This window comes from Streptomyces sp. NPDC001157, assembly GCF_053598255.1.
Genome location: NZ_JBSFJW010000003.1, coordinates 448039 through 468156, shown reverse-complemented (window position 1 = coordinate 468156; position 20118 = coordinate 448039). Strand labels below are relative to the sequence as shown.

Annotated in this window: 21 protein-coding genes; 14 read left to right on the top strand and 7 right to left on the bottom strand. The window is 69.1% G+C overall.

Annotated elements, in window-relative coordinates:
• Positions 1-33 precede the first annotated feature (33 nt).
• On the bottom strand, positions 34-534 hold the full coding sequence (locus ACWDAG_RS08235; RefSeq protein WP_450694781.1) for a GNAT family N-acetyltransferase: 501 nt from the start codon (positions 532-534) through the stop codon (positions 34-36).
• 276 nt (positions 535-810) lie between these two features.
• Between ACWDAG_RS08235 and ACWDAG_RS08230 the strand changes: the two genes are divergently transcribed.
• The 12 genes from ACWDAG_RS08230 (at position 811) to ACWDAG_RS08175 (ending at position 12378) form a co-directional block, all read left to right on the top strand.
• The gene (locus tag ACWDAG_RS08230; RefSeq protein ID WP_450694780.1) at positions 811-1608 is read left to right on the top strand and encodes an SCO2525 family SAM-dependent methyltransferase; all 798 of its coding nucleotides are present in this window, start codon (positions 811-813) and stop codon (positions 1606-1608) included.
• A 102-nt stretch (positions 1609-1710) separates the two neighbouring features.
• Positions 1711-3564 (top strand): SCO2524 family protein, encoded by a 1854-nt coding sequence (locus ACWDAG_RS08225; RefSeq protein ID WP_450694779.1) that lies wholly within the window; start codon positions 1711-1713, stop codon positions 3562-3564.
• Between the two features lie 4 nt (positions 3565-3568).
• Positions 3569-4486 carry an SCO2523 family variant P-loop protein gene (locus tag ACWDAG_RS08220; RefSeq protein WP_450694778.1) on the top strand — a complete coding sequence of 306 codons (918 nt, stop codon included), beginning with the start codon at positions 3569-3571 and terminating at the stop codon, positions 4484-4486.
• Entirely contained in the window at positions 4483-5469 is a 987-nt protein-coding gene (locus tag ACWDAG_RS08215; RefSeq protein WP_450694777.1) for an SCO2522 family protein, read from the top strand. Before ACWDAG_RS08220 ends, ACWDAG_RS08215 begins: the two co-directional genes overlap by 4 nt.
• A 1-nt stretch (position 5470) precedes the next feature.
• Positions 5471-6442, top strand: a complete 972-nt coding sequence (locus ACWDAG_RS08210) for an SCO2521 family protein (protein ID WP_450694776.1) — start codon at positions 5471-5473, stop codon at positions 6440-6442.
• 42 nt (positions 6443-6484) lie between these two features.
• A complete protein-coding gene (locus tag ACWDAG_RS08205) occupies positions 6485-7519 on the top strand; it encodes a DUF6879 family protein (protein ID WP_450694775.1) in 1035 nt (344 codons plus the stop codon).
• 328 nt (positions 7520-7847) lie between these two features.
• Positions 7848-8063, top strand: a complete 216-nt coding sequence (locus ACWDAG_RS08200) for a hypothetical protein (protein WP_030933991.1) — start codon at positions 7848-7850, stop codon at positions 8061-8063.
• A 97-nt stretch (positions 8064-8160) separates the two neighbouring features.
• Positions 8161-8700 (top strand): DUF1266 domain-containing protein, encoded by a 540-nt coding sequence (locus ACWDAG_RS08195; RefSeq protein ID WP_450694774.1) that lies wholly within the window; start codon positions 8161-8163, stop codon positions 8698-8700.
• A gap of 77 nt (positions 8701-8777) precedes the next feature.
• Entirely contained in the window at positions 8778-9524 is a 747-nt protein-coding gene (gene recO, locus ACWDAG_RS08190) for a DNA repair protein RecO (protein WP_344402374.1), read from the top strand.
• 40 nt (positions 9525-9564) lie between these two features.
• On the top strand, positions 9565-10416 hold the full coding sequence (locus tag ACWDAG_RS08185) for an isoprenyl transferase (RefSeq protein ID WP_450694773.1): 852 nt from the start codon (positions 9565-9567) through the stop codon (positions 10414-10416).
• A 60-nt stretch (positions 10417-10476) separates the two neighbouring features.
• The gene (locus ACWDAG_RS08180; RefSeq protein ID WP_450694772.1) at positions 10477-11814 is read left to right on the top strand and encodes a histidine-type phosphatase; all 1338 of its coding nucleotides are present in this window, start codon (positions 10477-10479) and stop codon (positions 11812-11814) included.
• 24 nt (positions 11815-11838) lie between these two features.
• Positions 11839-12378 (top strand): YcxB family protein, encoded by a 540-nt coding sequence (locus tag ACWDAG_RS08175; protein ID WP_450694771.1) that lies wholly within the window; start codon positions 11839-11841, stop codon positions 12376-12378.
• 3 nt (positions 12379-12381) lie between these two features.
• Here ACWDAG_RS08175 and ACWDAG_RS08170 read toward each other — a convergent pair whose 3' ends face one another.
• The 4 genes from ACWDAG_RS08170 to ACWDAG_RS08155 form a co-directional block, all read right to left on the bottom strand.
• Positions 12382-12798, bottom strand: coding sequence for a Fur family transcriptional regulator (locus tag ACWDAG_RS08170; RefSeq protein ID WP_232646388.1), 417 nt, complete (start codon positions 12796-12798; stop codon positions 12382-12384).
• 61 nt (positions 12799-12859) lie between these two features.
• Positions 12860-13762, bottom strand: a complete 903-nt coding sequence (locus ACWDAG_RS08165; protein WP_450694770.1) for a metal ABC transporter permease — start codon at positions 13760-13762, stop codon at positions 12860-12862.
• 10 nt (positions 13763-13772) lie between these two features.
• The gene (locus ACWDAG_RS08160) at positions 13773-14567 is read right to left on the bottom strand and encodes a metal ABC transporter ATP-binding protein (protein ID WP_450694769.1); all 795 of its coding nucleotides are present in this window, start codon (positions 14565-14567) and stop codon (positions 13773-13775) included.
• The gene (locus ACWDAG_RS08155) at positions 14564-15523 is read right to left on the bottom strand and encodes a metal ABC transporter substrate-binding protein (protein ID WP_450694768.1); all 960 of its coding nucleotides are present in this window, start codon (positions 15521-15523) and stop codon (positions 14564-14566) included. The genes ACWDAG_RS08160 and ACWDAG_RS08155 overlap by 4 nt, the downstream gene beginning before the upstream one ends.
• Before the next feature lie 194 nt (positions 15524-15717).
• Here ACWDAG_RS08155 and ACWDAG_RS08150 point away from each other — a divergent pair, with 194 nt between their 5' ends.
• Positions 15718-17100: a glycine--tRNA ligase gene (locus tag ACWDAG_RS08150; protein WP_450694767.1), complete on the top strand. Its 1383-nt coding sequence runs from the start codon at positions 15718-15720 to the stop codon at positions 17098-17100.
• A 51-nt stretch (positions 17101-17151) separates the two neighbouring features.
• Here the strand turns inward: ACWDAG_RS08150 and ACWDAG_RS08145 are convergent, their stop codons facing one another.
• The gene (locus ACWDAG_RS08145; protein WP_450694766.1) at positions 17152-18264 is read right to left on the bottom strand and encodes an endonuclease/exonuclease/phosphatase family protein; all 1113 of its coding nucleotides are present in this window, start codon (positions 18262-18264) and stop codon (positions 17152-17154) included.
• Positions 18265-18458: 194 nt separating this feature from the next.
• Between ACWDAG_RS08145 and ACWDAG_RS08140 the strand changes: the two genes are divergently transcribed.
• Positions 18459-19070, top strand: coding sequence for a LysE family translocator (locus tag ACWDAG_RS08140; RefSeq protein ID WP_450694765.1), 612 nt, complete (start codon positions 18459-18461; stop codon positions 19068-19070).
• Here ACWDAG_RS08140 and ACWDAG_RS08135 read toward each other — a convergent pair.
• The gene (locus tag ACWDAG_RS08135; protein WP_450694764.1) at positions 19067-20113 is read right to left on the bottom strand and encodes a chitinase; all 1047 of its coding nucleotides are present in this window, start codon (positions 20111-20113) and stop codon (positions 19067-19069) included. The genes ACWDAG_RS08140 and ACWDAG_RS08135 overlap by 4 nt on opposite strands.
• Positions 20114-20118: the final 5 nt, after the last annotated feature.

The following is a 20118-nucleotide window of genomic DNA, read 5'->3' as shown; positions in this document are numbered from 1 at the left end:
CTGGTTCCCCCTAATTCCCCCTGATCTCCCGACTCACAGTCCCAGCGCCATGATCAAGCGGTCCTCCCCGGGCCCGAAGTAGCCTTTGCGGACGCCGCCCTCGAACGAGAAGCCCAGCGACCGGTACAGCGTGATCGCGGCCGCGTTCGTCGGCTCCACCGTCAGGCGGACCTGGTGGACGCCCTCGGTGCGCAACCGGCGTATCACCTCCAGCATCAGCCGCCGGCCGAGCCCGCGTCCGCGCAGCTCGGGGGTGACGGCGAGGCTTTTTATCCAGTTCACGTAGCCGTCCGAGGTGGTGACGAACAGGACGTAGCCGTGCAGGTTCCGGCCGTCGTCGAGAACGAGGATGCGGTCGCCGTGGATGTCGTAACTCTGGCGCAGCTCGAAGTAGTGGTACGGCTCCTCGGGGAAGGCCTCCCGGTCGACGCGGTGCAGTTCCGGCAGGTCGGCCTCGACGACGCCCCTCATGGTCAGGGGGCGGTCGGTGCGGTCGGCCGTGGAAGGAAAACGTTTCTCTGGAAGAGCCGTCATACCGCCCCCTGCGGGTTGGGAGTCAAGGGTACGTTGACACCCGTACGAGTGGTACGGGTGAGACGCCTGGTGTCTGCCTTTCTGGTGTGTTCGGCAGAGTTCCGACCATCTTGAGCGGGACAATCCGGCCGTTCAAGGCCGGATCAGGCCGCGGGAATGCATTCGCCACGGTGCGCCCCCAGTGCGCCCCGTCGTCCTGCCGGGGACATGACGTAATTCTCGGGACATTGACCTCAGGGGGATCCGGAGGGCCCCCGGTGTTGGTACCGTAGGTAAATGACCTTGAGATCGTCGGGGGATGCCCAGGTGAAAAATGCGGACGCGCCCTGGGACTCATTCGACCCGATCGCCTACGTTCGGCACAACTACCGCTTCTTACAGGCGGAGGACGAGGAGATCCTGCATATCATCCGAGGTCATTTCGGCGCTCATTTCCGGAAGCAGGGCGTCGGGCCGGTTTACGGCATCGACGTGGGCGCCGGAGCGAATCTCTATCCCGCGCTCTCCATGCTGCCCTGGTGCGACGAGATCACACTCTTCGAGCACTCGCTCGCGAACGTGGAGTACCTGGAGCGTCAGGCGGGCGGCTACGACGAGAACTGGGACCCGTTCTGGAAGGTCCTGTGCGAGCACGAGGCGTACGGCTCCCTCTACTTGGACCCCCGCGAGCGGTTCCGCAAGGTCGTCAAGGTCGAGCAGGGCAACATCTTCGGGCTGGAGCGCTTCGGCGGGCGTTGGTCCGTGGGGACCATGTTCTTCGTCGCCGAGTCGATGACCACCTCTCACCAGGAGTTCGACCTGGGAGTCAAGCGCTTCATGTGCGCCCTGGCCCCCGGTGCCCCCTTCGCCGCCGCCTTCATGGAACATTCGAAGGGCTATCACGCCGGAGAGGAGTTCTTCCCGGCCTGTGACGTGGGAGAGTCCCGGGTGCGTGCGAGTCTCGCACCATTCGCGCGTGACGACTTCGAGGTGCACCGGCTCAAGTCCGCGGCAGGTGTGCGCGACGGGTATTCGGGAATGATCCTGGCCTACGGTTGGCGACGGAATACGGACGCAGGCATTCCGGCCGCTTGACCAGTGGTTGTCCGATCGGGGTTCTCCATGGCGAAGAATCTTCACAACAGAAAAGGGATATTCCTCAAGTGACGGCAGTGCGGCCTGTGTGAGGGGCATGGGATGCAGATCAAGCCACGCCAGCATTTGCTGGACATCTGGCAGGCCATCGCCCGCCACTCCTTCGAGCGGGAGCAGTGGGACTGGGGCGAGTGGGGCGGACAGAGCAGCGTCGCCGATGCCGAGCGGCTGCTCTGCCTGCTGTACCCGGCCACGGAGATCCCGGCCTTCCGGCTGGACGACCCCGACACCACACAGGAGGACGTCCAGCAGGCCCTGAGGAAGGCCGGTGGGCGGCTCGACCTCCCGGCCAACCTCGTCAAGGCCGCGTCCGAGTTCATGCGCACCCACACAGGCGAGGACAAGAGGCCCACCTTCGCCGGGGGTTACTACTTCGGATCCCAGGACAAGGCCCAGGGGGAGCCCACCGAGGAACAGCGTCAGCTCGGCGTGGTCGACTCCTTCTCCATGTCGATCACCCTCTGCCTGGCCACGCTCGGCTTCCTCAAGGTCTACGAGACCAGGACCAGACGCACCGACATCCAGGAGACGATCGCCGAGCTGCGCGCGGCCACCAGCAACCGGCTCACCGCCGCCATGGTGAGCCTGCTGCGCTCCTTCACCGTCAACGCCTTCGACGCCGACTCCGCCCAGGGCCGCAACCTGGTCGAACTCCTCGGCCAGGGACGGCTGTCGCAGCGGCAGGTGCTGAGCATGTACCAGAGCCGCTTCCGTGCGCTGCGCGCCGCGATCGCGGAGAGCCTCACCCTCGGTATCGACGTCCAGGCGGGCCTCAAGGACGAGAACCAGTTCTTCGAGTGCGGCTGGTCCTGGAGCCTGGTGAAGGACGCCCCCGAGGTCGAGACCGACGAACCCATCGGGCCGCAGCCCAAGGGCGCCGCGGACCCGGTGCCGTATCTCTACTTCACCGTGGTCGCCCTGGACGGTATCCAGGACCTGTTCTCCGACCGCACCCTCACCCTGGGCCTGCTCAACGCCGAACAGCAGAAGCTCGCCGAGGCGCTGCGGCTGCGCTGGGAGCTGACCCAGCAGTACTGGTCGGGCATCGCCCGCTTCGACGCCGACCGCTGGCCCCTGGAGGACATCCCCTGGCGTACGACGGGACAGGAACTGGAGTCCGAGTACTTCTCCCTCTCCGTCGCCGCCATCCTCGTCCACGACCTGATGCGCCGCCGGGCCACCGACGACGACCTGGCCCGCACGGTCGCCGTCATGGAACGCCTCGCCGAGCGCGGCCGCATCACCAGCCGTATGACCCGCGACGACCGCACGGTCTTCGAACTGCACAACGCGGGCGTCAAGCTGCCCTTGCAGGGCAGCGAGCGGCTCGGCCCGCCGATGGTGTGGTCCCTGCACGACTTCTCGGCCCAGCTGCTGAAGCGGACCATCCAGCTGCGTGCGCTCTCCCGCAACCTCGACTCGCACGACCGGCTGCTCAGGCTCGCCGAGGACGTCTTCGACCACATGTGGCGCCGCCGTATCCGGGAGGGCGAGGGCACCGGCCTGTGGGACTACGTCCACGCCGCCTATCCCGAGGCGGAGATCGTCACACGCAAGGTGCCGGTGTCGTGGAACATCACCGAGCGCGTCGCCGAGGTGATGGTCCAGGTCCACCAGATGTACCGGCAGCCCCCGGTCCGCAGCCCCGAACTCACCGAGCTGGCAGGGGCGTTGCTCAGCGAGTCCGCCCACCTGCTCGGCAACGAACAGATGGAACCCGCGCCCACCGACGACGGCCGGCACGGCATGCAACTCAGGAACATCGAGGTCAAGCTGCGCCGCGCCCGCAGCCTCCTGGACCAACAGCCGGGCACCGCCTACGCGTTGGCGCTCGACGTGCTGGGACAGCTCGACTCGCTCACCCGGGCGCGTGAAGCCGCGGCCCAGGGACGGTGACCGCGTGCTGATCTTCGCCGCCTCCGACAAGGGGGGCACGGGCCGCTCCGTCACCAGCGCCAACCTCGCCTACCACCGTGCGCTGGCCGGGGACGACGTCTGCTACCTGGACTTCGACTTCGGCTCGCCCACCGCCTCGGCCGTCTTCGACGTGGCCGACGCCCGCGAGGCCGTCGAGGACCGCGGCCTGCACTCCTACCTGATAGGAGAGGTCGGCGAACCGGAGCGCATCGACGTGTGGGCCAGCACCGAGCACCAGGTGCTGCGCGATCCGCCGCCCGGCTGCGGCCGTCTGGTGCTGATGCCCGGCGACGTCGGCGGCGGCGAGTTCGCCACCACCGGCGACCACGTCCGGCTCTGCGTCGACCTGCTGATGAAGCTCTACTACGAGTTCGACCTGGTCGTCGTGGACCTCAGCGCCGGCCGCTCCTACGCCGTCGACATGGTCCTGGAGGCCACCGCACAGCCCGAGATGCGGGAGATCACCGCCCGCTGGCTGGTCTTCCACCGCTGGACCCGGCAGCATGTGGCGGCCGCCGCGAGCCTGGTCTTCGGCGAGCGCGGCATCGTCGCCGGCGGTGTCGACCGCGGCCACGAGGAGGAGGCGCTGCGCGGCGCCATCCGCTTCGTCCGGGCCGCCGTACCCGATCCCGAGTCGCCGCTGTGGTCGCAGGTCTCGCCCACCCAGTCGGCGTGGATGCGCAAGACCGACAGCGACCTCAAGCAACTCGCCTCCACGCAGGGCATCGGCTACAGCCAGGTCCTCGGCTCGATTCCCCTCGAACCGGTCCTGCAGTGGCGGGAGCAGCTGATCACCGACGAGGACGTGCTGGACAGCCAGATCGCCAACATGGAGACCTGGCGGGCGCTGAACCGGCTGGCCGCCCGGCTCACCGACGACAAGTACTGGGAGCAGGCGTGACCGAAGCCGTCTTCCGGGAGACCACGGCGGAGCTCCGCACCCAGTCCGTGCCGCTGGCCCATCTTTCCCTGGAGCTGGGCCACCTCTACATGGAGGACTTCGAGGCGGGCCCCGAGCGACTGCGCGAGCACTTCGCCGAGGTGCGGCTGTGGGTGGACGCCGCCCGCGCCTCCGCCGCCCGTCGCACCGGCGGCAAGCGCCCCCGTATCAGCACCTGTTTCCTCATCGACGACTACTTCACGCGCTTCTCCACCCCCGCCGAGCTCGTCCCGCTGGTCCTCAAGGAGGCCGAGAAGGCCGGCCTGGTCGTCGACTACCTGGCCCGCGAGTCGGGTTGCGCGGTCGCCGACCGGATCGAACTCGCCGAGTCCGTCATGCACCGCCTGGTCGAGTCGCCGCCGCCGGGCAGCTACGGCTCCCGCCCCTCCGTCAGCCAGACCGGCTGGCTCGCCAACGGACAGCGCACCCCCACCACGAAGCGCGCCGCCCTGGGCGAGGTCAGGGGCTGGCAGCCGCCCCAGGAGACCGCGGCCCGCAACCACTCCGTCTTCATGGACGTCGAGCTGTGGTCGGAGAAGGACGGCCGGCGGCTGTGGTCCTGCCCGTTCCTGGCCGCCGTATGGCAGCTGGCCAGGCTGGGCCTGTTACGACACCTCGGTGAGCCGGTGCTCGTCCCGCGCCCCTGGAACGGCGAGGACTTCCCGCAGGACTGGGACCGGCTGCCGCCCCTGCTCCAGCTCAACCCGCAGGCGGCGGCCTTCAGCGCCTACCGCACCTGCACCCTGATGCCGAACCGCTTCCTGGCCGTCGAGGACGCCGTACGGCTCATCCTCGACCAGACGGAAGTCGACTCCGGGGCGCTCAGGCAGGTCGCGGAGCGCTCGGCCCGGGAGGGGCTCGCGGTCCCGGCCGCGGTCGCCCAGCGCGCGACGTACGTCTTCTACGAGGAGCCGGTCAACACCCTTGCCACCGAGGGACCCTGACATGACGACGGCCCCGGGACAGCCCGCGCGCCCGGTCCTCGCCTGCGGCGAGGTACGTACCTGTCTGCTGCCGTCCTTCCAGGCGCTGGACGGCCGGGCCGCCGCCCAGCTGCTCAGGCTGCGCGCCGACGAACACGTCCGGGTCTCCGAGCGGCCCAACCTGTACGCCCTGTCCCCGGAGGTGCTGACCGGGGTGGACTGCCGGCTGCCCACCTCCAGCGGCGCCAAGGTCCGGGCCGTCGGCACGGTCGCCACCCGCGTGGCGCTCACCGAGGGCCGGCTGCTGCAGTCCACCGCGTACTTCAGCGCACCGGCCGCGGGCCCCGACACCCGCCGCCCCTGGGGGCACTACCTGGTACGGCCCGGTGTGGTCGAGCCCTTCGGCAAGCTGCCCGAACAGGCCACCGCGCAGGGCGTGCTGCGTGGCGCCGGGCGCGGCGAACTCGACCTGGGGATGATCGCCGAGTCCCTGCTGACGCGGCTGCTGCGCCATCCGCTCCTCGACCGCAAGGTCCCCTTCAAGTCCCGTCGCACGCACCTGCGTTGGGCCGCCCGTCGGATCCCGGCGGGCGAGCGGGCGGAACTGACGAGGTTCACCCTGGCCGAGAACGGGCTGCGGACCGTGGAGCTGCGGCTGCCGGAGGACACACCGGTGTCCGCGGCCGCGGGTCTGTGCGAGGACCTCGCGCTGCACGACTGGCTTTTGACGACGGTGGTGCACATGCTGGACAGCAGTCGGCTCGCCGCGGCGGACGGGCGCGCCGCGGTCCAGGCGCTGCGCCCGGCCGTCGACCATCTGCTGCATCTGTGGATGCCGCACGCACAGGTGGACCGCTCGCTGGTCCACCTGTGGGAAGTGCTGGAGCGGGAACCGGGGTTCACACGCCAGTGGCAGAACCTGGTCCAGCGCATCCGGGACCAACTGGCCGTCCAGGCCATACCGTTGCTGCACCAGGCGCTGAGCACGAGCTGAGGGGCGGGGCGGCACCAACCACATACCCGACGGGGGAGAGACATGAGCGGAGCGTCGTTAGGGTCCGGGGACCACGGAGCGGGACTGCAGCGGCAGGGCATACCCAAGCTGTTCTGGAAGATCCTGATCACGGCGTCGGCGGCGGGCGGTGCCTTCCTGCTGACCATCCTGCTGAACGGCGACAACAACGACATCTGGCAGTGGGTGGCGTCCATCGTCCTCGGCAGCGCCACGCTGATCGTCCAGTACCTCGTGGACTTCGGGGAGCGCCTCGAGGTGGTGGAGGAGAGCCAGCGCCGGCACATCGACGACATGAAGCAGAGCCTGGCCAACCACCATGCGGAGATGCGCGCCGCGGTCGACCAGAGCTTCGCCAAGATCAACGAGGCGACGGAGCTGTTCAGCAAGGTGGACGGCTCCGTCCTGCGCTCCGAGGAAGTGACCCGGCTGGTCAAGGCGTACACCCAGGTCGGTGACGAGGCGCCGGGGATCGTCAAGAGCTTCGCCGAGGAGGAGCTGAAACGTCTCGCCGAGCTGATGGAGGACCTCATCAGCGGCAGAGCGGACTCCTCGTTCGAGAACCACGAGTGGCTGATCGACCTCGCCCTGTGCGTCAAGAAGACCCTGTACGCCACGAGCACGACCGTCGACCGGGACTTCTGGTCCAGTGAGCCCGCGAAGCGGTATCTCAGCGCGCAGGAGAAGGCCATCAAGACCCGGGGTGTGGAGGTCCGGCGGCTGTTCCTCGTGGACGAGCCGGAGGAGGTCACCGAAGCCCTCGAACAACTCTGTGCGCGCCAGCGCAGGTACGGCATCGACGCGCGTATAGGCGTGCAGTCGCAGCTTGATCCGGGCGGCACGGTGATGGACTTCATCATCTTCGACGGGGAACTGAGCTACGAGACCCGGCCGGACAATCACGTCCGGCCGGACATGACCATGCTGAGGATGAAGCACGAGCACGTCGAGGACCGCGTCAACCTGTTCAACGAGCTGTGGGCGGCGACGGAGCCGGACCATGAACCCGAGCCGGATCAGGGGAGCGTCCGCCGCCGGCTGCGCCGGGTGGCCGACTGACTGCTTTTTCCGTCAACCGCTCGAAAATACCGTCGGTTTTGCAGGGCCTGGTCAATGCGCATCGCGATTTCGGGCTGAGCCTTTTCGAAAGGCCTGCTCGAACTCCCGGATTGCGAGCCATGACGCGTGCGAAGCGTTGGCCATGGCCCAACCACCTCTCCCTGGCCAGCACTTGTGGAGCACAGACTCCAGCCGAGTGTAGGCGCAGCGACCCGCGCCGGAGACGAAAAGCGTGAAACTCAAAAGGAAAGGGGAGCACGCTGTAGGCGCAACGAACACGGTGCCCGCAATTATGAGTCGTGTTCGTTACGGTCGTTAAGGAGAGGAAATGAAACCGCCCGTCGGGACTCATGTCGTGGACACGCGTACTGGAAAGGTGGGAATCGTCATGGGGCACGAGGGGCCGTATGTGCAACTGAGACCGTACGGGGGCGGCAGGGAGTGGGACGCCGATCCCGCTGCCGTGCGCGGGGCCACCCAGGCGGAGCGGCTGAGCGCGGCGACCGCGTACGCCAACGCCCGCAGCCGGGGTGAAGTGCCTTGAGTAGGGTGCGGGCGCATGAGTCTGTCGAGCATATGGAGATGGCGGAGGCCGCGGGCCGCCGCGCTACCCCGACCCGCTCACGGCACACCAGCTGTGGATGGTGTCGCTGAGCGCGCCGGTCAGCCGGGACCGCAGCGCCTCGCGGACCACCCTGTACCCGTTCACGCGGATCGATGACGACAGCGCCCGCGGCCGGCTTGCCGGGCAGTGGGAGATCACCTCGCGCACGGAGCTGACGGACCGGCTGGACGGACTGGCACGCAGCGGCTACCGCGCCCGGGCCCAGCAGCTCCTCGGCGTCTCGCCGCTCGCCTGGGACGCCGCCCTCTACGCCGACATGGCCCGGCTCGGCTTCGGAGGCGGGATGATCACCGAGGCCGAGGCCTGGACCGCGCTGAAGAACATCGTGCCGGCCGTGGTGGGGACGTATGCCTCCTGGCAGGAGTACGCCGAGCACTACCTGCTGGGGCGGACCGTGTGGCGGGACGGTCTGCGCACCACCCAGGACGCGGCCTTCCCCGCCCCCCGGTCCGCCGCCGACGCACATCTGCGCGCCCTCCTGGACCCGGCGAACCGCGCCAGCCCGTGGAACCTGGCCCCCTGGGACACCATCAGTCACCCCGACCGTGCCCGCTGAGCCCGGCCGTACGCGAGAATGGACCTCATGAGTCAGTTCCGCGACGAAGGCCGACCGGAACCCCGCGGGGGCCGGCGATGAGTCTTTTCCGGGACGACGGCATCGTGCTGCGGACCCAGAAGCTCGGTGAGGCAGACCGCATCATCACCTTGCTCACCCGTGGTCATGGCCGCGTGCGTGCCGTGGCTCGTGGTGTTCGTCGTACCAAGTCCAAGTTCGGTGCCCGGCTCGAACCCTTCTCCCATGTCGACGTGCAGTTCTTCGCGCGCGGCAGTGAGCTGGTCGGGCGTGGACTGCCGCTGTGCACACAGAGCGAGACCATCGCGCCGTACGGCGGCGGCATCGTCGCCGACTACGCCCGCTACACCGCGGGCACCGCCATGCTGGAGACCGCCGAGCGGTTCACCGACCACGAGGGCGAGCCGGCGGTGCAGCAGTACCTCCTGCTCGTGGGCGCCCTGCGCACCCTCGCCCGCGGCGAGCACGCCCCGCACCTCGTCCTCGACGCCTTCCTGCTGCGCTCCCTCGCCGTCAACGGCTACGCCCCCACCTTCAGCGACTGCGCGAAGTGCGGGATGCCCGGGCCGAACCGGTTCTTCTCGGTGGCCTCCGGCGGAGCCGTCTGCGTCGACTGCCGGGTGCCCGGCAGCGTCGTACCCTCGCCGCAGACCCTGGAACTGCTGGGCGCCCTGCTTACGGGAGACTGGGAGACCGCGGACGCGTGCGAGCCGCGGTATGTCAGGGAGGGGAGCGGGCTGGTGTCCGCCTATCTGCACTGGCATCTGGAACGCGGGCTGCGTTCGCTGCGTTACGTAGAGAAATAGGCCCGTAGAGACGTAAGCCCGAAGAGGAGACGAGAAGCACATGGTCGTACGCGGGATCCTGGGACGCCAGCGCCGCGAGTACAAGGCACCGGAGCCGCACCCGTCCGGTGCCCGCGCGCCGAAGCTGCCGGGCGAGCTCGTCCCGAACCATGTGGCGATCGTCATGGACGGGAACGGACGGTGGGCGAAGGAGCGCGGGCTGCCGCGCACCGAGGGCCACAAGGTGGGCGCCGAGCGCGTCCTGGACGTGCTGCAGGGCGCCGTCGAGATGGGCGTCGGCAACATCTCCCTCTACGCCTTCTCCACCGAGAACTGGAAGCGCTCGCCCGAAGAGGTCCGCTTCCTCATGAACTTCAACCGGGACTTCATCCGCAAGACCCGCGACCAGCTCGACGAACTCGGCATCCGGGTGCGCTGGGTGGGCCGCATGCCCAAGCTGTGGAAGTCGGTCGCCAAGGAGCTCCAGGTCGCGCAGGAGCAGACCAAGGACAACGACAGGCTGACGCTGTACTTCTGCATGAACTACGGCGGGCGGGCCGAGATCGCGGACGCCGCGCAGGCCCTGGCGGAGGACGTGAAGGCGGGGCGGCTCGACCCCTCCAAGGTCAACGAGAAGACCCTCGCCAAGTACCTCTACTACCCGGACATGCCGGACGTGGACCTGTTCCTGCGGCCGAGCGGCGAGCAGCGCACCTCCAACTACCTGCTCTGGCAGAGCGCCTACGCCGAGATGGTCTTCCAGGACGTGCTGTGGCCGGACTTCGACCGGCGCGACCTGTGGCGGGCCTGCGTCGAGTTCGCCTCCCGCGACCGCCGCTTCGGCGGCGCCGTTCCGAACGAGGAACTGCTCGCCATGGAGCGGGACATGCAGGGCGGTCCGGCCACCTCGTAGCCACCCGGGGTTCAACCCCGTGAGGGCCGGGGGTTCACGAACATCGCCGACGATCCGGCCATGAAGCGTGTCACCCCCGCCCTCGCGCTGTGCACCCTGCTGGTCGCGGCCCTGCCCGCGCAGGCCGCCGACCAGCACCGGCCCGCACACCGCGACAGCTACGGCACCAAGGCGCCGTACTCCCCCGAGCAGAACCCCCGCACCTACCAGCAGCCCCCGGTCGGCTTCACGCCCGTCTTCACGGAGAACGTCTCCCGGCACGGCTCCCGCGCCGCGACGGACAGCGAGGACGGCGACCTGATCCTCGCCCTCTGGGACAAGGCGCAGGACGCGGGCCAACTCACCGGCAGGGGCGAGGAGTTCGGGCCGAAGGTGCGGGCCCTGCAGGCCGCGATGGCGAAGGTGGGCCACGGCGAACTGAGCGGCCGCGGCAAGGCGGAGATCCACGACACGGCCGTACGCATGGCGAAGCGGCTGCCCTCCCTCTTCGCCGGGATCGCGAAGGACGGCGAGAAGATCGACGTCGTCAGCTCCGGGCAGGGGCGGGCCGTCGACAGCGGCAACCTGTACGCGGCCTCCCTCGCGGACACCGACCCGGACCTGAAGCCCCTCATCGGCGCGACCCGCACCGACAAGGACCTGCTGTACTTCCACAAGGCGGCCGGCGGCGCGGCCTACCGCGACTACATCGCGCACGACAAGCGGCTGGCCGACACCCTGGAGTCGATCACCGACCAGCCGAGGACGCACCAGGCCGCGTACAGCGTCCTGCGCAGGCTCTTCAAGGCCGCCTTCGTGGACCGGTTGAGCGGCACCGACCAGGTCGCCGCCGCGCAGGCCGTCTACAACCTGTACGCCATCGCCCCGGCGATGAGCGAGGAGAGCCCGGACGGCAGGGGCTGGGACATGGAGCGCTACCTCTCGCACTCCGACGCCGCCTGGTTCGGCTACCTCGCCGACGCCGAGGACTTCTACAAGAAGGGCCCCGGCTTCTCGGACAGCGACATCACGTACACGATGGCCGGCGTCCTGCTCGACGACTTCTTCCAGCAGACCGAGGCCAGGCGCGCCGGCACGAGCACCCTCGGCGCCGAACTCCGCTTCACCCACGCCGAGGAGATCATCCCGCTGGCCGCCCTGATGGGCCTGCCGGGCAGCACGAAGCCGGCGACACCGGGACAGCCGTACACCTACGCCGACAACCCGTGGCGCGGCGCGAACGTGTCACCGCTGGGCGCGAACATCCAGTGGGACGTCTTCCAGAAGGGCGACCGCTACCTGGTCCGCATGCTCTACAACGAGAAGGAGACGGCCTTCAAGGCGGGCTGCACTCCGATCGCCGAGGGCAGCAAGTTCTACGACCTTGACGAGCTGGAGGCCTGCTTCGGGCGCGGCTGAAAACTGCCGGTACGATCCCGCCTCATGGTCATGGACATGGGGCGGGACGCCGAACAGGGCGTGGTGGAGCTGGCGTACGAGCCGGTCGTGGGCGATTTCGTCGGGGCGCTGCGGGAACGTGGCCGGGTGAGGCCGCGGAGGTGGCTGCGGAGCTGGGCCGTAGGTGTCGTGGCGTTCGCCTTCGTGCTGAAAGCCTCGCTGGCGGTGGCGGGGAGGGAGGACCCCGACTGGTTCCTGCTGATCTGGCTGCCCCTGCTCCTGGTGTTCCTGCTGGTTCTCGCACCCCGGCTCCAGGCCCGCGCCTTCCAGAAGCTCGCCGCCCGCAACGGCACCTACCACGCGACCGTCGCGGACACCGGCCTGACGATGACCACCGACAACAGCACCACGTCGGTCAAGTGGGCCGCGCAGCCCCGCTATCGGGAGACCAAGGACGCGTTCTTCACCTACAGCGACGACAAGAACGCCAGCTGCTTCACGGTGCTGCCCAAGCGGGGCCTCGCGGACCCCGCGGACGCGGACCGGCTGCGGGAGATCCTCGACCGCAACCTGACCCGCGTCTGAGCGTCAGTTCCCGGCGGAGGCGCAGTCCGCACAGGTGCCGAAGATCTCCACCGTGTGCGCCACGTTCACGTACCCGTGCTCGGCGGCGATCGCCTCCGCCCACTTCTCCACCGCCGGGCCCTCGACCTCGACCGCCTTGCCGCAGACACGGCAGACGAGGTGGTGGTGGTGTTCGCCGGTGGAGCAGCGGCGGTACACCGACTCGCCGTCGGAGGTGCGCAGGACATCGACCTCGCCCGCGTCGGCGAGGTTCTGGAGGGTGCGGTAGACCGTGGTCAGGCCCACGGAGTCGCCCTTGTGCTTGAGCATGTCGTGGAGTTCCTGGGCGCTGCGGAACTCGTCGACCTCGTCGAGCGCCGCCGCCACAGCGGCACGCTGCCGGGTGGCGCGGCCCTTCACGGGCGGTCCAGCGGTCGTCACCGGTTGCCTCCTCCTACATCTGCGCTTGCCGGGCCATTGTGCCAGCCCGGCCCGTGCGCAGTCAGACGCCGACCTTCCCCTCGGGGGTCCGTGCGGCCGGAATTGTGCACTCCGCCGGGTCGCCGGCGGGCTGTCCGGCCGCCGCGGCACGGGCGCGGCGGCGGGCCAGCGGGGCCGCCAGCGCGGTCAGCGCCATGAAGGCCGCGATGGTCAGCAGCACGATCGTCGCGCCGGGCGGCACGTCCTGGTAGTACGAGGTGATCGTGCCGCCGATGGTCACGGACACCCCGATCGCCACCGCGATCACGAAGGTCGCCGCAAAGCTGCGGCTCAACTGCTGTGCCGCCGCCACGGGCACCACCATCAGGGCGCTCACCAGCAGCAGGCCCACCACCCGCATGGCGACCGTCACCGTCACCGCCGCCGTGACGGCGGTGAGAAGGTTCAGGGCGCGCACCGGAAGGCCCGTGACGCGCGCGAACTCCTCGTCCTGGCTGACCGCGAAGAGCTGCCGGCGCAGACCGAGGGTGACCAGCACCACGAAGCCCGCGAGCAGGCAGATCGCCGTCACGTCCGACTGCGAGACGGTCGACAGCGAGCCGAAGAGGTACGAGGTCAGGTTGGCGTTGGAGCCGCCCGGCGCGAGGTTGATGAACATCACGCCGCCGGCCATGCCGCCGTAGAAGAGCATCGCGAGGGCGATGTCGCCGCGGGTGCGGCCGTACCAGCGGATCAGCTCCATCAGGACCGCGCCGAGCACGGAGGTGAGGGTCGCCATCCAGACCGGGGACGCGGAGAGCAGGAAGCCGAGGCCGACGCCGGTCATCGCCACATGGCCGATGCCGTCGCCCATCAGGGCCTGGCGGCGCTGCACGAGGTAGATGCCGATCGCCGGGGCGGTGATGCCGACGAGGACGGCGGCGAGCAGGGCCCGCTGCATGAAGGCGAAGTCGAGAAAGTCCATTACCGGTCCCTCAGCTCAGCAGGCCTGTGCGCACGGGCGTGTGCTCGTGGGGGTGTACGTGGTCGTGGCCCGGCAGCGCGTGCTGGCCGACGGCCTGCGGGGGCGGGCCGTCGTGCAGGACGCAGCCGTCGCGGAGCACCACCGCGCGGTCGATCAGGGGCTCCAGCGGCCCGAGTTCGTGCAGGACGAGCAGCACCGTCGTACCCGCCGCGACCTGCTCGCGCAGCGTCTGCGCGAGCACCTCCTGGCTGGCCAGGTCCACGCCCGCCATCGGCTCGTCCATGATCAGCAGCTCGGGTTCGGCGGCGAGCGCGCGGGCGATCAGCACGCGCTGGTGCTGGCCGCCGGAGAGGGCGTTCACCGAGTCCTTCGCCCTGTCCGCCATGCCGACGAGCTCCAGGGCCCGGCGTACGGCCGCGTGGTCCGCCTTGCGCAGCACACCGAAACGGGCCCGGGACAGCCGCCCCGACGACACGATCTCGGTGACGGTGGCGGGGACACCGCCCGCGGCGGTCGTGCGCTGCGGTACGTACCCCACCCGCGCCCAGTCCCGGAACCGCCTGCGCTCCGTCCCGAACAGCTCGACCTCGCCGGCGCTCACCGGTACCTGGCCGATGATCGTGCGGATCGCGGTCGACTTGCCGGAGCCGTTCGCGCCGAGCAGCGCGACGACCTCACCGCGTGCCACGGTGAGGTCGATCCCGCGCAGGACGGGGCGCGAGCCCAGGTCGGCGCGGACCCCGCGCATCGCTATGACGGGCTCGTCCGGTGCGCCCACGCCCATGTCGTCCTCCGTAAACGTCATTTGGATCCCAGGGCCGTCTGCAGCGCCTTGAGGTTGGCCTCCTGGACCGAGAAGTAGTCCTTGCCGCGGGACTTCGGCGTGATGCCCTCGATCGGGTCGAGGACGTCCGTCTTCAGTCCGGCGTCGGCGGCGACGGTCTTCGCGGTCTTGTCGCTGACGAGCGTCTCGTAGAACACCGTCGTGACGCCGTCGGCCTTCGCCATCTTCTCAAGGTCCTTCACCCGGGCCGCGCTCGGCTCGGACTCCGGGTCGAGGCCGTTGATGGCCTCCTCGGTCAGGCCGTAGCGCTCGGCGAGGTAGCCGAAGGCGGCGTGCGTGGTGATGAAGACCTTGGACCTGGTCCCCGAAAGGCCGTCCTTGAACCGGGTGTTGAGCGCGTCGAGCTTCTTGACCAGGGCCACGGTGTTCTTCTTGTAGTCGGCCGCGTGAGCCGGGTCCGCCTTCTCGAAGGCGGCGCCGACGCCCTGGGCGACCTGGGCGTACCTCACCGGGTCGAGCCAGATGTGGGGGTCGAGGCCGGCCAGCTCCTCGTTCTTGGAGCTGTCGTGGGAGGCGGCGTGGCCCCCGACCTCGTTGCCGTGCTTCTCCAGCGAGACGAGGGAGGCGGCGTCGATCTTCGTCTTGACCTCGGACTGGGCCACCGCGTCGTCGACGGCGGGCTGGAGGTTTTTGAGGTAGAGCACCGCGTCCGACTCCTGGAGCTGCGCGGTCTGCCGGGCGCTGATCTCCAGGTCGTGCGGCTCCTGCCCGGGCTCGGTCAGGTTGGTGACGTGCACATGGCTTCCGCCGATCTGCTCGGCGAGGAACTCCAGCGGGTAGAACGACGCGACGACGTCGAACTTGTCCGTGTTGCCGGTGGCGGCGCTCGCGCCGGCGCAGGCGGAGAGGGTGGTGAGGCCGAGGGCGGTGACTGCGGCCGTGGCCGCGGTGGATATGAGGCGTCGTCGTACGTTCATGACAGTCATTTTCAACAAACATGGAAACCGTTGTCAACAAACCTCGGTAAAGGCTCGGACAAGGCGGACGGAAGGGCTGTGCGGTGCCCGTAAGCCGAACCGATTTGATTGAGAGGGAGCCCCCGCCGGTACCCTGAAGCATTCGCTCTGAAGCGTCTCGCTTCGTCGCCCGTCGTCGTAATGAAGAGAGCACCGTGGCCGCCGACAAGATCGACACCATCGTCAGCCTGAGCAAGCGCCGTGGCTTCGTATTCCCTTGCAGTGAGATCTACGGCGGCCAGCGCGCCGCCTGGGACTACGGGCCGCTGGGTGTCGAGCTCAAGGAGAACCTGAAGCGTCAGTGGTGGCGCTACATGGTGACGTCGCGCGAGGACGTGGTCGGTATCGACTCGTCCGTGATCCTGGCCCCCGAGGTCTGGGTCGCCTCCGGCCACGTCGCCACCTTCACGGACCCGCTCACCGAGTGCACCTCCTGCCACAAGCGGTTCCGCGCGGACCACCTGGAGGAGGCCTACGAGGCCAAGAAGGGCCACCTCCCGGAGAACGGGCTGGCGGACATCAACTGCCCGAACTGCGGCAACAAGGGCCAGTTCACCGAGCCCAAGCAGTTCTCGGGCCTGCTGTCGACGCACCTCGGCCCGACCCAGGACTCCGGCTCGATCGCGTACCTGCGCCCGGAGACCGCCCAGGGCATCTTCACCAACTTCGCCCAGGTGCAGACCACCTCGCGCAAGAAGCCCCCGTTCGGCATCGCGCAGATGGGCAAGTCCTTCCGCAACGAGATCACGCCCGGCAACTTCATCTTCCGCACCCGCGAGTTCGAGCAGATGGAGATGGAGTTCTTCGTCAAGCCGGGCGAGGACGAGAAGTGGCAGGAGTACTGGATGGAGCAGCGCTGGAACTGGTACACGGGCCTGGGTCTCCGTGAGGAGAACATGCGCTGGTACGAGCACCCGGCGGAGAAGCTCTCCCACTACTCCAAGCGCACCGCCGACATCGAGTACCGCTTCCAGTTCGGCGGCAACGAGTGGGGCGAGCTGGAGGGCGTCGCCAACCGCACCGACTACGACCTCTCCTCGCACTCCAAGGCCTCCGGCCAGGACCTCTTCTACTTCGACCAGGAGGCCGGCGAGCGCTGGACCCCGTACGTCATCGAGCCGGCGGCCGGTGTCGGCCGGGCGATGCTCGCCTTCCTGCTCGACGCCTACGTCGAGGACGAGGCGCCCAACGCCAAGGGCAAGATGGAGAAGCGCACGGTGCTGCGTCTGGACCACCGTCTGGCGCCCGTGAAGGTCGCGGTGCTGCCGCTGTCCCGCAACCCCGAGCTGTCCCCGAAGGCGAAGGGCCTCGCCCAGGCGCTGCGGCAGAACTGGAACATCGAGTTCGACGACGCGGGCGCCATCGGCCGCCGCTACCGCCGCCAGGACGAGATCGGTACGCCGTACTGCGTGACGGTCGACTTCGACACGCTGGACGACAACGCCGTGACGGTGCGTGAGCGTGACTCCATGAAGCAGGAGCGGGTGTCGCTGGACCAGATCGAGGGGTACCTCGCGGGCCGCCTGATCGGCGCCTGACCTTCCTCGCTGCCGGTGCCGGGTCCCTCCGGGGGCCCGGCACCGTCGTGTCTACAGATCCAGGTCCACGTAGAGGGCCGCATGGTCGGATGCTGCGTTGGTCTTCGCCGTCACGGTGTCGAAGGACTTGATGCCGTCCGCGAAGATCCCGCGGGTCTCCAGGCCGACGTGCTGCACCTCCTGCCACAGCGGCGGCGGCAGCAGCAGGTAGTCGAGCTTGTCGCTCTCGCTCCTGCACTCCCCGTGGGTGCCGGGCGCACCGCGGTAGGCGTGGTGACTCATCACGTCACGCAGACCGGTTTCCCCCAGCTCCACGGCCGGTGCGCTGTTCGGGTCGTCGTTGAGGTCTCCGGCGACCATGACGTGCGGGGTGCGCTCCAGCGCGGCCCGGTAGATCTCCACGACCCGCCTCGCCTGGGCCAGCCGCAGCTCCGGGTCGTCGTGGAACTTGCTCTTGAGGTGGTTGCCGAGGATCACCAGGGGCGTGCCGTCGAGTCCGATCTCGAACTCGGGGCAGTCCCGGCTGAAGAGGCGGTCCTCGGGGCGCTCCGGGTCGGTGTCGAAGATGTGGGACCGCACAGACGTGATCGGGTGACGGCTGAGGATGCCGATGTCGATGCCCCGGGGGTCGTTGCCGTCGATCAGCAGGTTGTAGGGGTACGGCCGCCTGCCCAGCGCCCCCGCCAGGACCTGGGTGTTGAAGCGTTCCAGGGTGAGCCGGTCCTCGACCTCCACGGTGAGCAGGATGTCGGCGTCGACCTCCGAGACCACGCGGCCGGTGTTGCGCACCACGTCCAGATCGAGGTCGTCCTGCCCCAGTTCGGCCCAACCGGACCATGCGGCACGGCCCTTGGCGGTGACCTCGACGCGCGTGCTCTTCCCGGTGCCGGTCGTCTTGAACAGCCCGGAGCCCTTGCCGGGGCGGGACTGGTTGACGTAGATCGGCGGAGGGTTCTTCGGGTCGATGTCGTACGCCCGGTGCTCCTCGACGATCCGTGCGATCTCCTGCTTGTCCTGGTCCGTGTACACCGCGTGGTCGAGACGGGCCACCAACTCGGCGAAGTCGCTGAGGACTTTCTCGCGCTGCGCCGGTTCGGCGAGGCGGAAGGCTGTGGGGCGGCGGAACAGGTTCTCCGTGTTGAAGGTGGCTATACGGATGGTCATGACGCGCCTCCCAAGGCGGCGCGGAGTGCCGCGGGGCCGACGGCAGGCGCCGCCGGGGGAGACTGCTCGCCGACACTCCCAATTCTCCGAGCACGGCCGGGCGCTGTCCAATGGAGCGGCCTCGACCAGTGGTCCCCGAGCACCGCAGGCGATTGGCCCTGTATCCCGTGCCGCGGCCACGCAAGGCTGCACCCATGAGCCTCGCCTTCCTCCTCACCACCCTCGTCGTCGTCGCCACCCCCGGCACCGGCGTCGTCTACACCCTTGCCGCCGGTCTGTCCCGGGGGCGTCGCGCGAGTGTCGTCGCGGCCTTCGCCTGCACGCTCGGGATCGTGCCGCATGTGGTGGCCACCGTCACCGGGCTCGCCGCGCTGCTCAACGCGAGCGCGGCCGCCTTCCAGGTCCTCAAGTACGGCGGTGTCGCCTACCTCCTCTACATGGCGTGGGCGACGGTGCGGGACAAGGCGGCGATCGCCGTGGACGAGGCGGCCGCGCCGAGTTCGGCGGGGCGGGTGATCGTCCGCGGGGTGCTCATCAACCTCCTCAACCCCAAGCTGACGATCTTCTTCTTCGCGTTCCTTCCGCAGTTCGTGGATCCGGGTGAGCCGCATGCGCTGCCGCGGATGCTGGGACTGAGCGGCGTGTTCATGCTGGCGACCTTCGTCGTCTTCGCCTCGTACGGGATCCTCGCCGCGTCGGTCCGCAGCCGCATCACCTCGCGACCACGGGTGATGGCATGGCTGCGGCGCGGTTTTGCGGGGTCGTTCGTGGCGCTGGGGGCGAAGCTGGCGCTGACGGCGCGTTAGCGTCCCTGCAGCGCCTTCACGTTGTCCCCGAACGTCCAGTTCTTCGAGCCGTCCCAGTTGATCGACCAGGTCATCAGGCCCTTGAGCGCGGTGCCGTAGTGCTTCCAGGCCTGGGAGACGAGGGACGGTGACATGTAGCCGCCGCCGGCGCCCGGCTGGGCGGGGAGGCCGGGGACCTGTTTGTCGTACGGCACCTTGACCGTCGTGCCCTGCACGACCAGTCCCTTGTTGAGGCAGTCGGTCTGGGCGACGAAGCCCGCCACCGTGCCGGCCTGGTACGAGTCGCCCGAGCAGCCGTACATGCTGCCGTTGTAGTACTGCATGTTCAGCCACCACAGGCGGCCGTTGTCGGCGTACTTCTTGACGATCGGCAGATACGCGCCCCAGATCGAGCCGTAGGTGATGCTGCCGCCGGTGACATAGGCCGTCTCCGGAGCCATGGTGAGGCCGAAGTTCGACGGCATCCGCGCCAGGATTCCGTCGATGATGCGGACCAAGTTTGCCTGGGACGTGGAGAGTTGGGAGATCGTCCCGCTGCCCACCAGGCCCGTCTCGATGTCTATGTCGATGCCGTCGAAGTTGTACTTCTTCAGGATCGGGACGATCGTCGAGACGAACTTGTCGGCCACCGCGGTCGAGCTGAGGTCGATGCCCGCCGCCGCTCCGCCGATCGACAGCAGGATCGTCCGGCCGGATGCCTTCGCCGCGCACATCTCGGCGGGCGTCGCCACCCTCACACCCGAGTCCATGCCGTCCTCCCAGAGGGCCGTTCCGTCGGAACGGATCACCGGGAAGGCGGCGTTGACGACGTTGTAGCCGTGTGCGGGGATGCGGGAGTCGGTGATGGGGGTCCAGCCGAAGGGCGGGTGGACGCCGTTCGCGGAGCCGTCCCAGTTTTCCCAATAGCCCTGGATGACCTTTCCGGCGGGCCTCGACCTGACCGCGCAGGTGTCGGCGGCGGAGGCGGTGGGGGCGGCGGGGAACTGGGTGGCGGCCGCGGTCGCGAGCGCGGTGGCGAGCAGGGCCAGGGTGCGGCGGAGCATCGGGC

What these genes read in the sequence shown, in the direction of transcription:
- ACWDAG_RS08175 (WP_450694771.1), top strand. Translation starts at nt 11,839, where the DNA reads ATGGTCATGGACATGGGGCGGGACGCCGAACAGGGCGTGGTGGAGCTG.
- ACWDAG_RS08195 (WP_450694774.1), top strand. Translation starts at nt 8,161, where the DNA reads ATGGTGTCGCTGAGCGCGCCGGTCAGCCGGGACCGCAGCGCCTCGCGG.
- ACWDAG_RS08205 (WP_450694775.1), top strand. Translation starts at nt 6,485, where the DNA reads ATGAGCGGAGCGTCGTTAGGGTCCGGGGACCACGGAGCGGGACTGCAG.
- ACWDAG_RS08145 (WP_450694766.1), bottom strand. Translation starts at nt 18,264, where the DNA reads ATGACCATCCGTATAGCCACCTTCAACACGGAGAACCTGTTCCGCCGC.
- ACWDAG_RS08155 (WP_450694768.1), bottom strand. Translation starts at nt 15,523, where the DNA reads ATGAACGTACGACGACGCCTCATATCCACCGCGGCCACGGCCGCAGTC.
- ACWDAG_RS08210 (WP_450694776.1), top strand. Translation starts at nt 5,471, where the DNA reads ATGACGACGGCCCCGGGACAGCCCGCGCGCCCGGTCCTCGCCTGCGGC.
- ACWDAG_RS08235 (WP_450694781.1), bottom strand. Translation starts at nt 534, where the DNA reads ATGACGGCTCTTCCAGAGAAACGTTTTCCTTCCACGGCCGACCGCACC.
- ACWDAG_RS08185 (WP_450694773.1), top strand. Translation starts at nt 9,565, where the DNA reads ATGGTCGTACGCGGGATCCTGGGACGCCAGCGCCGCGAGTACAAGGCA.
- ACWDAG_RS08225 (WP_450694779.1), top strand. Translation starts at nt 1,711, where the DNA reads ATGCAGATCAAGCCACGCCAGCATTTGCTGGACATCTGGCAGGCCATC.
- recO (WP_344402374.1), top strand. Translation starts at nt 8,778, where the DNA reads ATGAGTCTTTTCCGGGACGACGGCATCGTGCTGCGGACCCAGAAGCTC.
- ACWDAG_RS08165 (WP_450694770.1), bottom strand. Translation starts at nt 13,762, where the DNA reads ATGGACTTTCTCGACTTCGCCTTCATGCAGCGGGCCCTGCTCGCCGCC.
- ACWDAG_RS08180 (WP_450694772.1), top strand. Translation starts at nt 10,477, where the DNA reads ATGAAGCGTGTCACCCCCGCCCTCGCGCTGTGCACCCTGCTGGTCGCG.
- ACWDAG_RS08230 (WP_450694780.1), top strand. Translation starts at nt 811, where the DNA reads ATGACCTTGAGATCGTCGGGGGATGCCCAGGTGAAAAATGCGGACGCG.
- ACWDAG_RS08135 (WP_450694764.1), bottom strand. Translation starts at nt 20,113, where the DNA reads ATGCTCCGCCGCACCCTGGCCCTGCTCGCCACCGCGCTCGCGACCGCG.
- ACWDAG_RS08160 (WP_450694769.1), bottom strand. Translation starts at nt 14,567, where the DNA reads ATGACGTTTACGGAGGACGACATGGGCGTGGGCGCACCGGACGAGCCC.
- ACWDAG_RS08200 (WP_030933991.1), top strand. Translation starts at nt 7,848, where the DNA reads ATGAAACCGCCCGTCGGGACTCATGTCGTGGACACGCGTACTGGAAAG.
- ACWDAG_RS08140 (WP_450694765.1), top strand. Translation starts at nt 18,459, where the DNA reads ATGAGCCTCGCCTTCCTCCTCACCACCCTCGTCGTCGTCGCCACCCCC.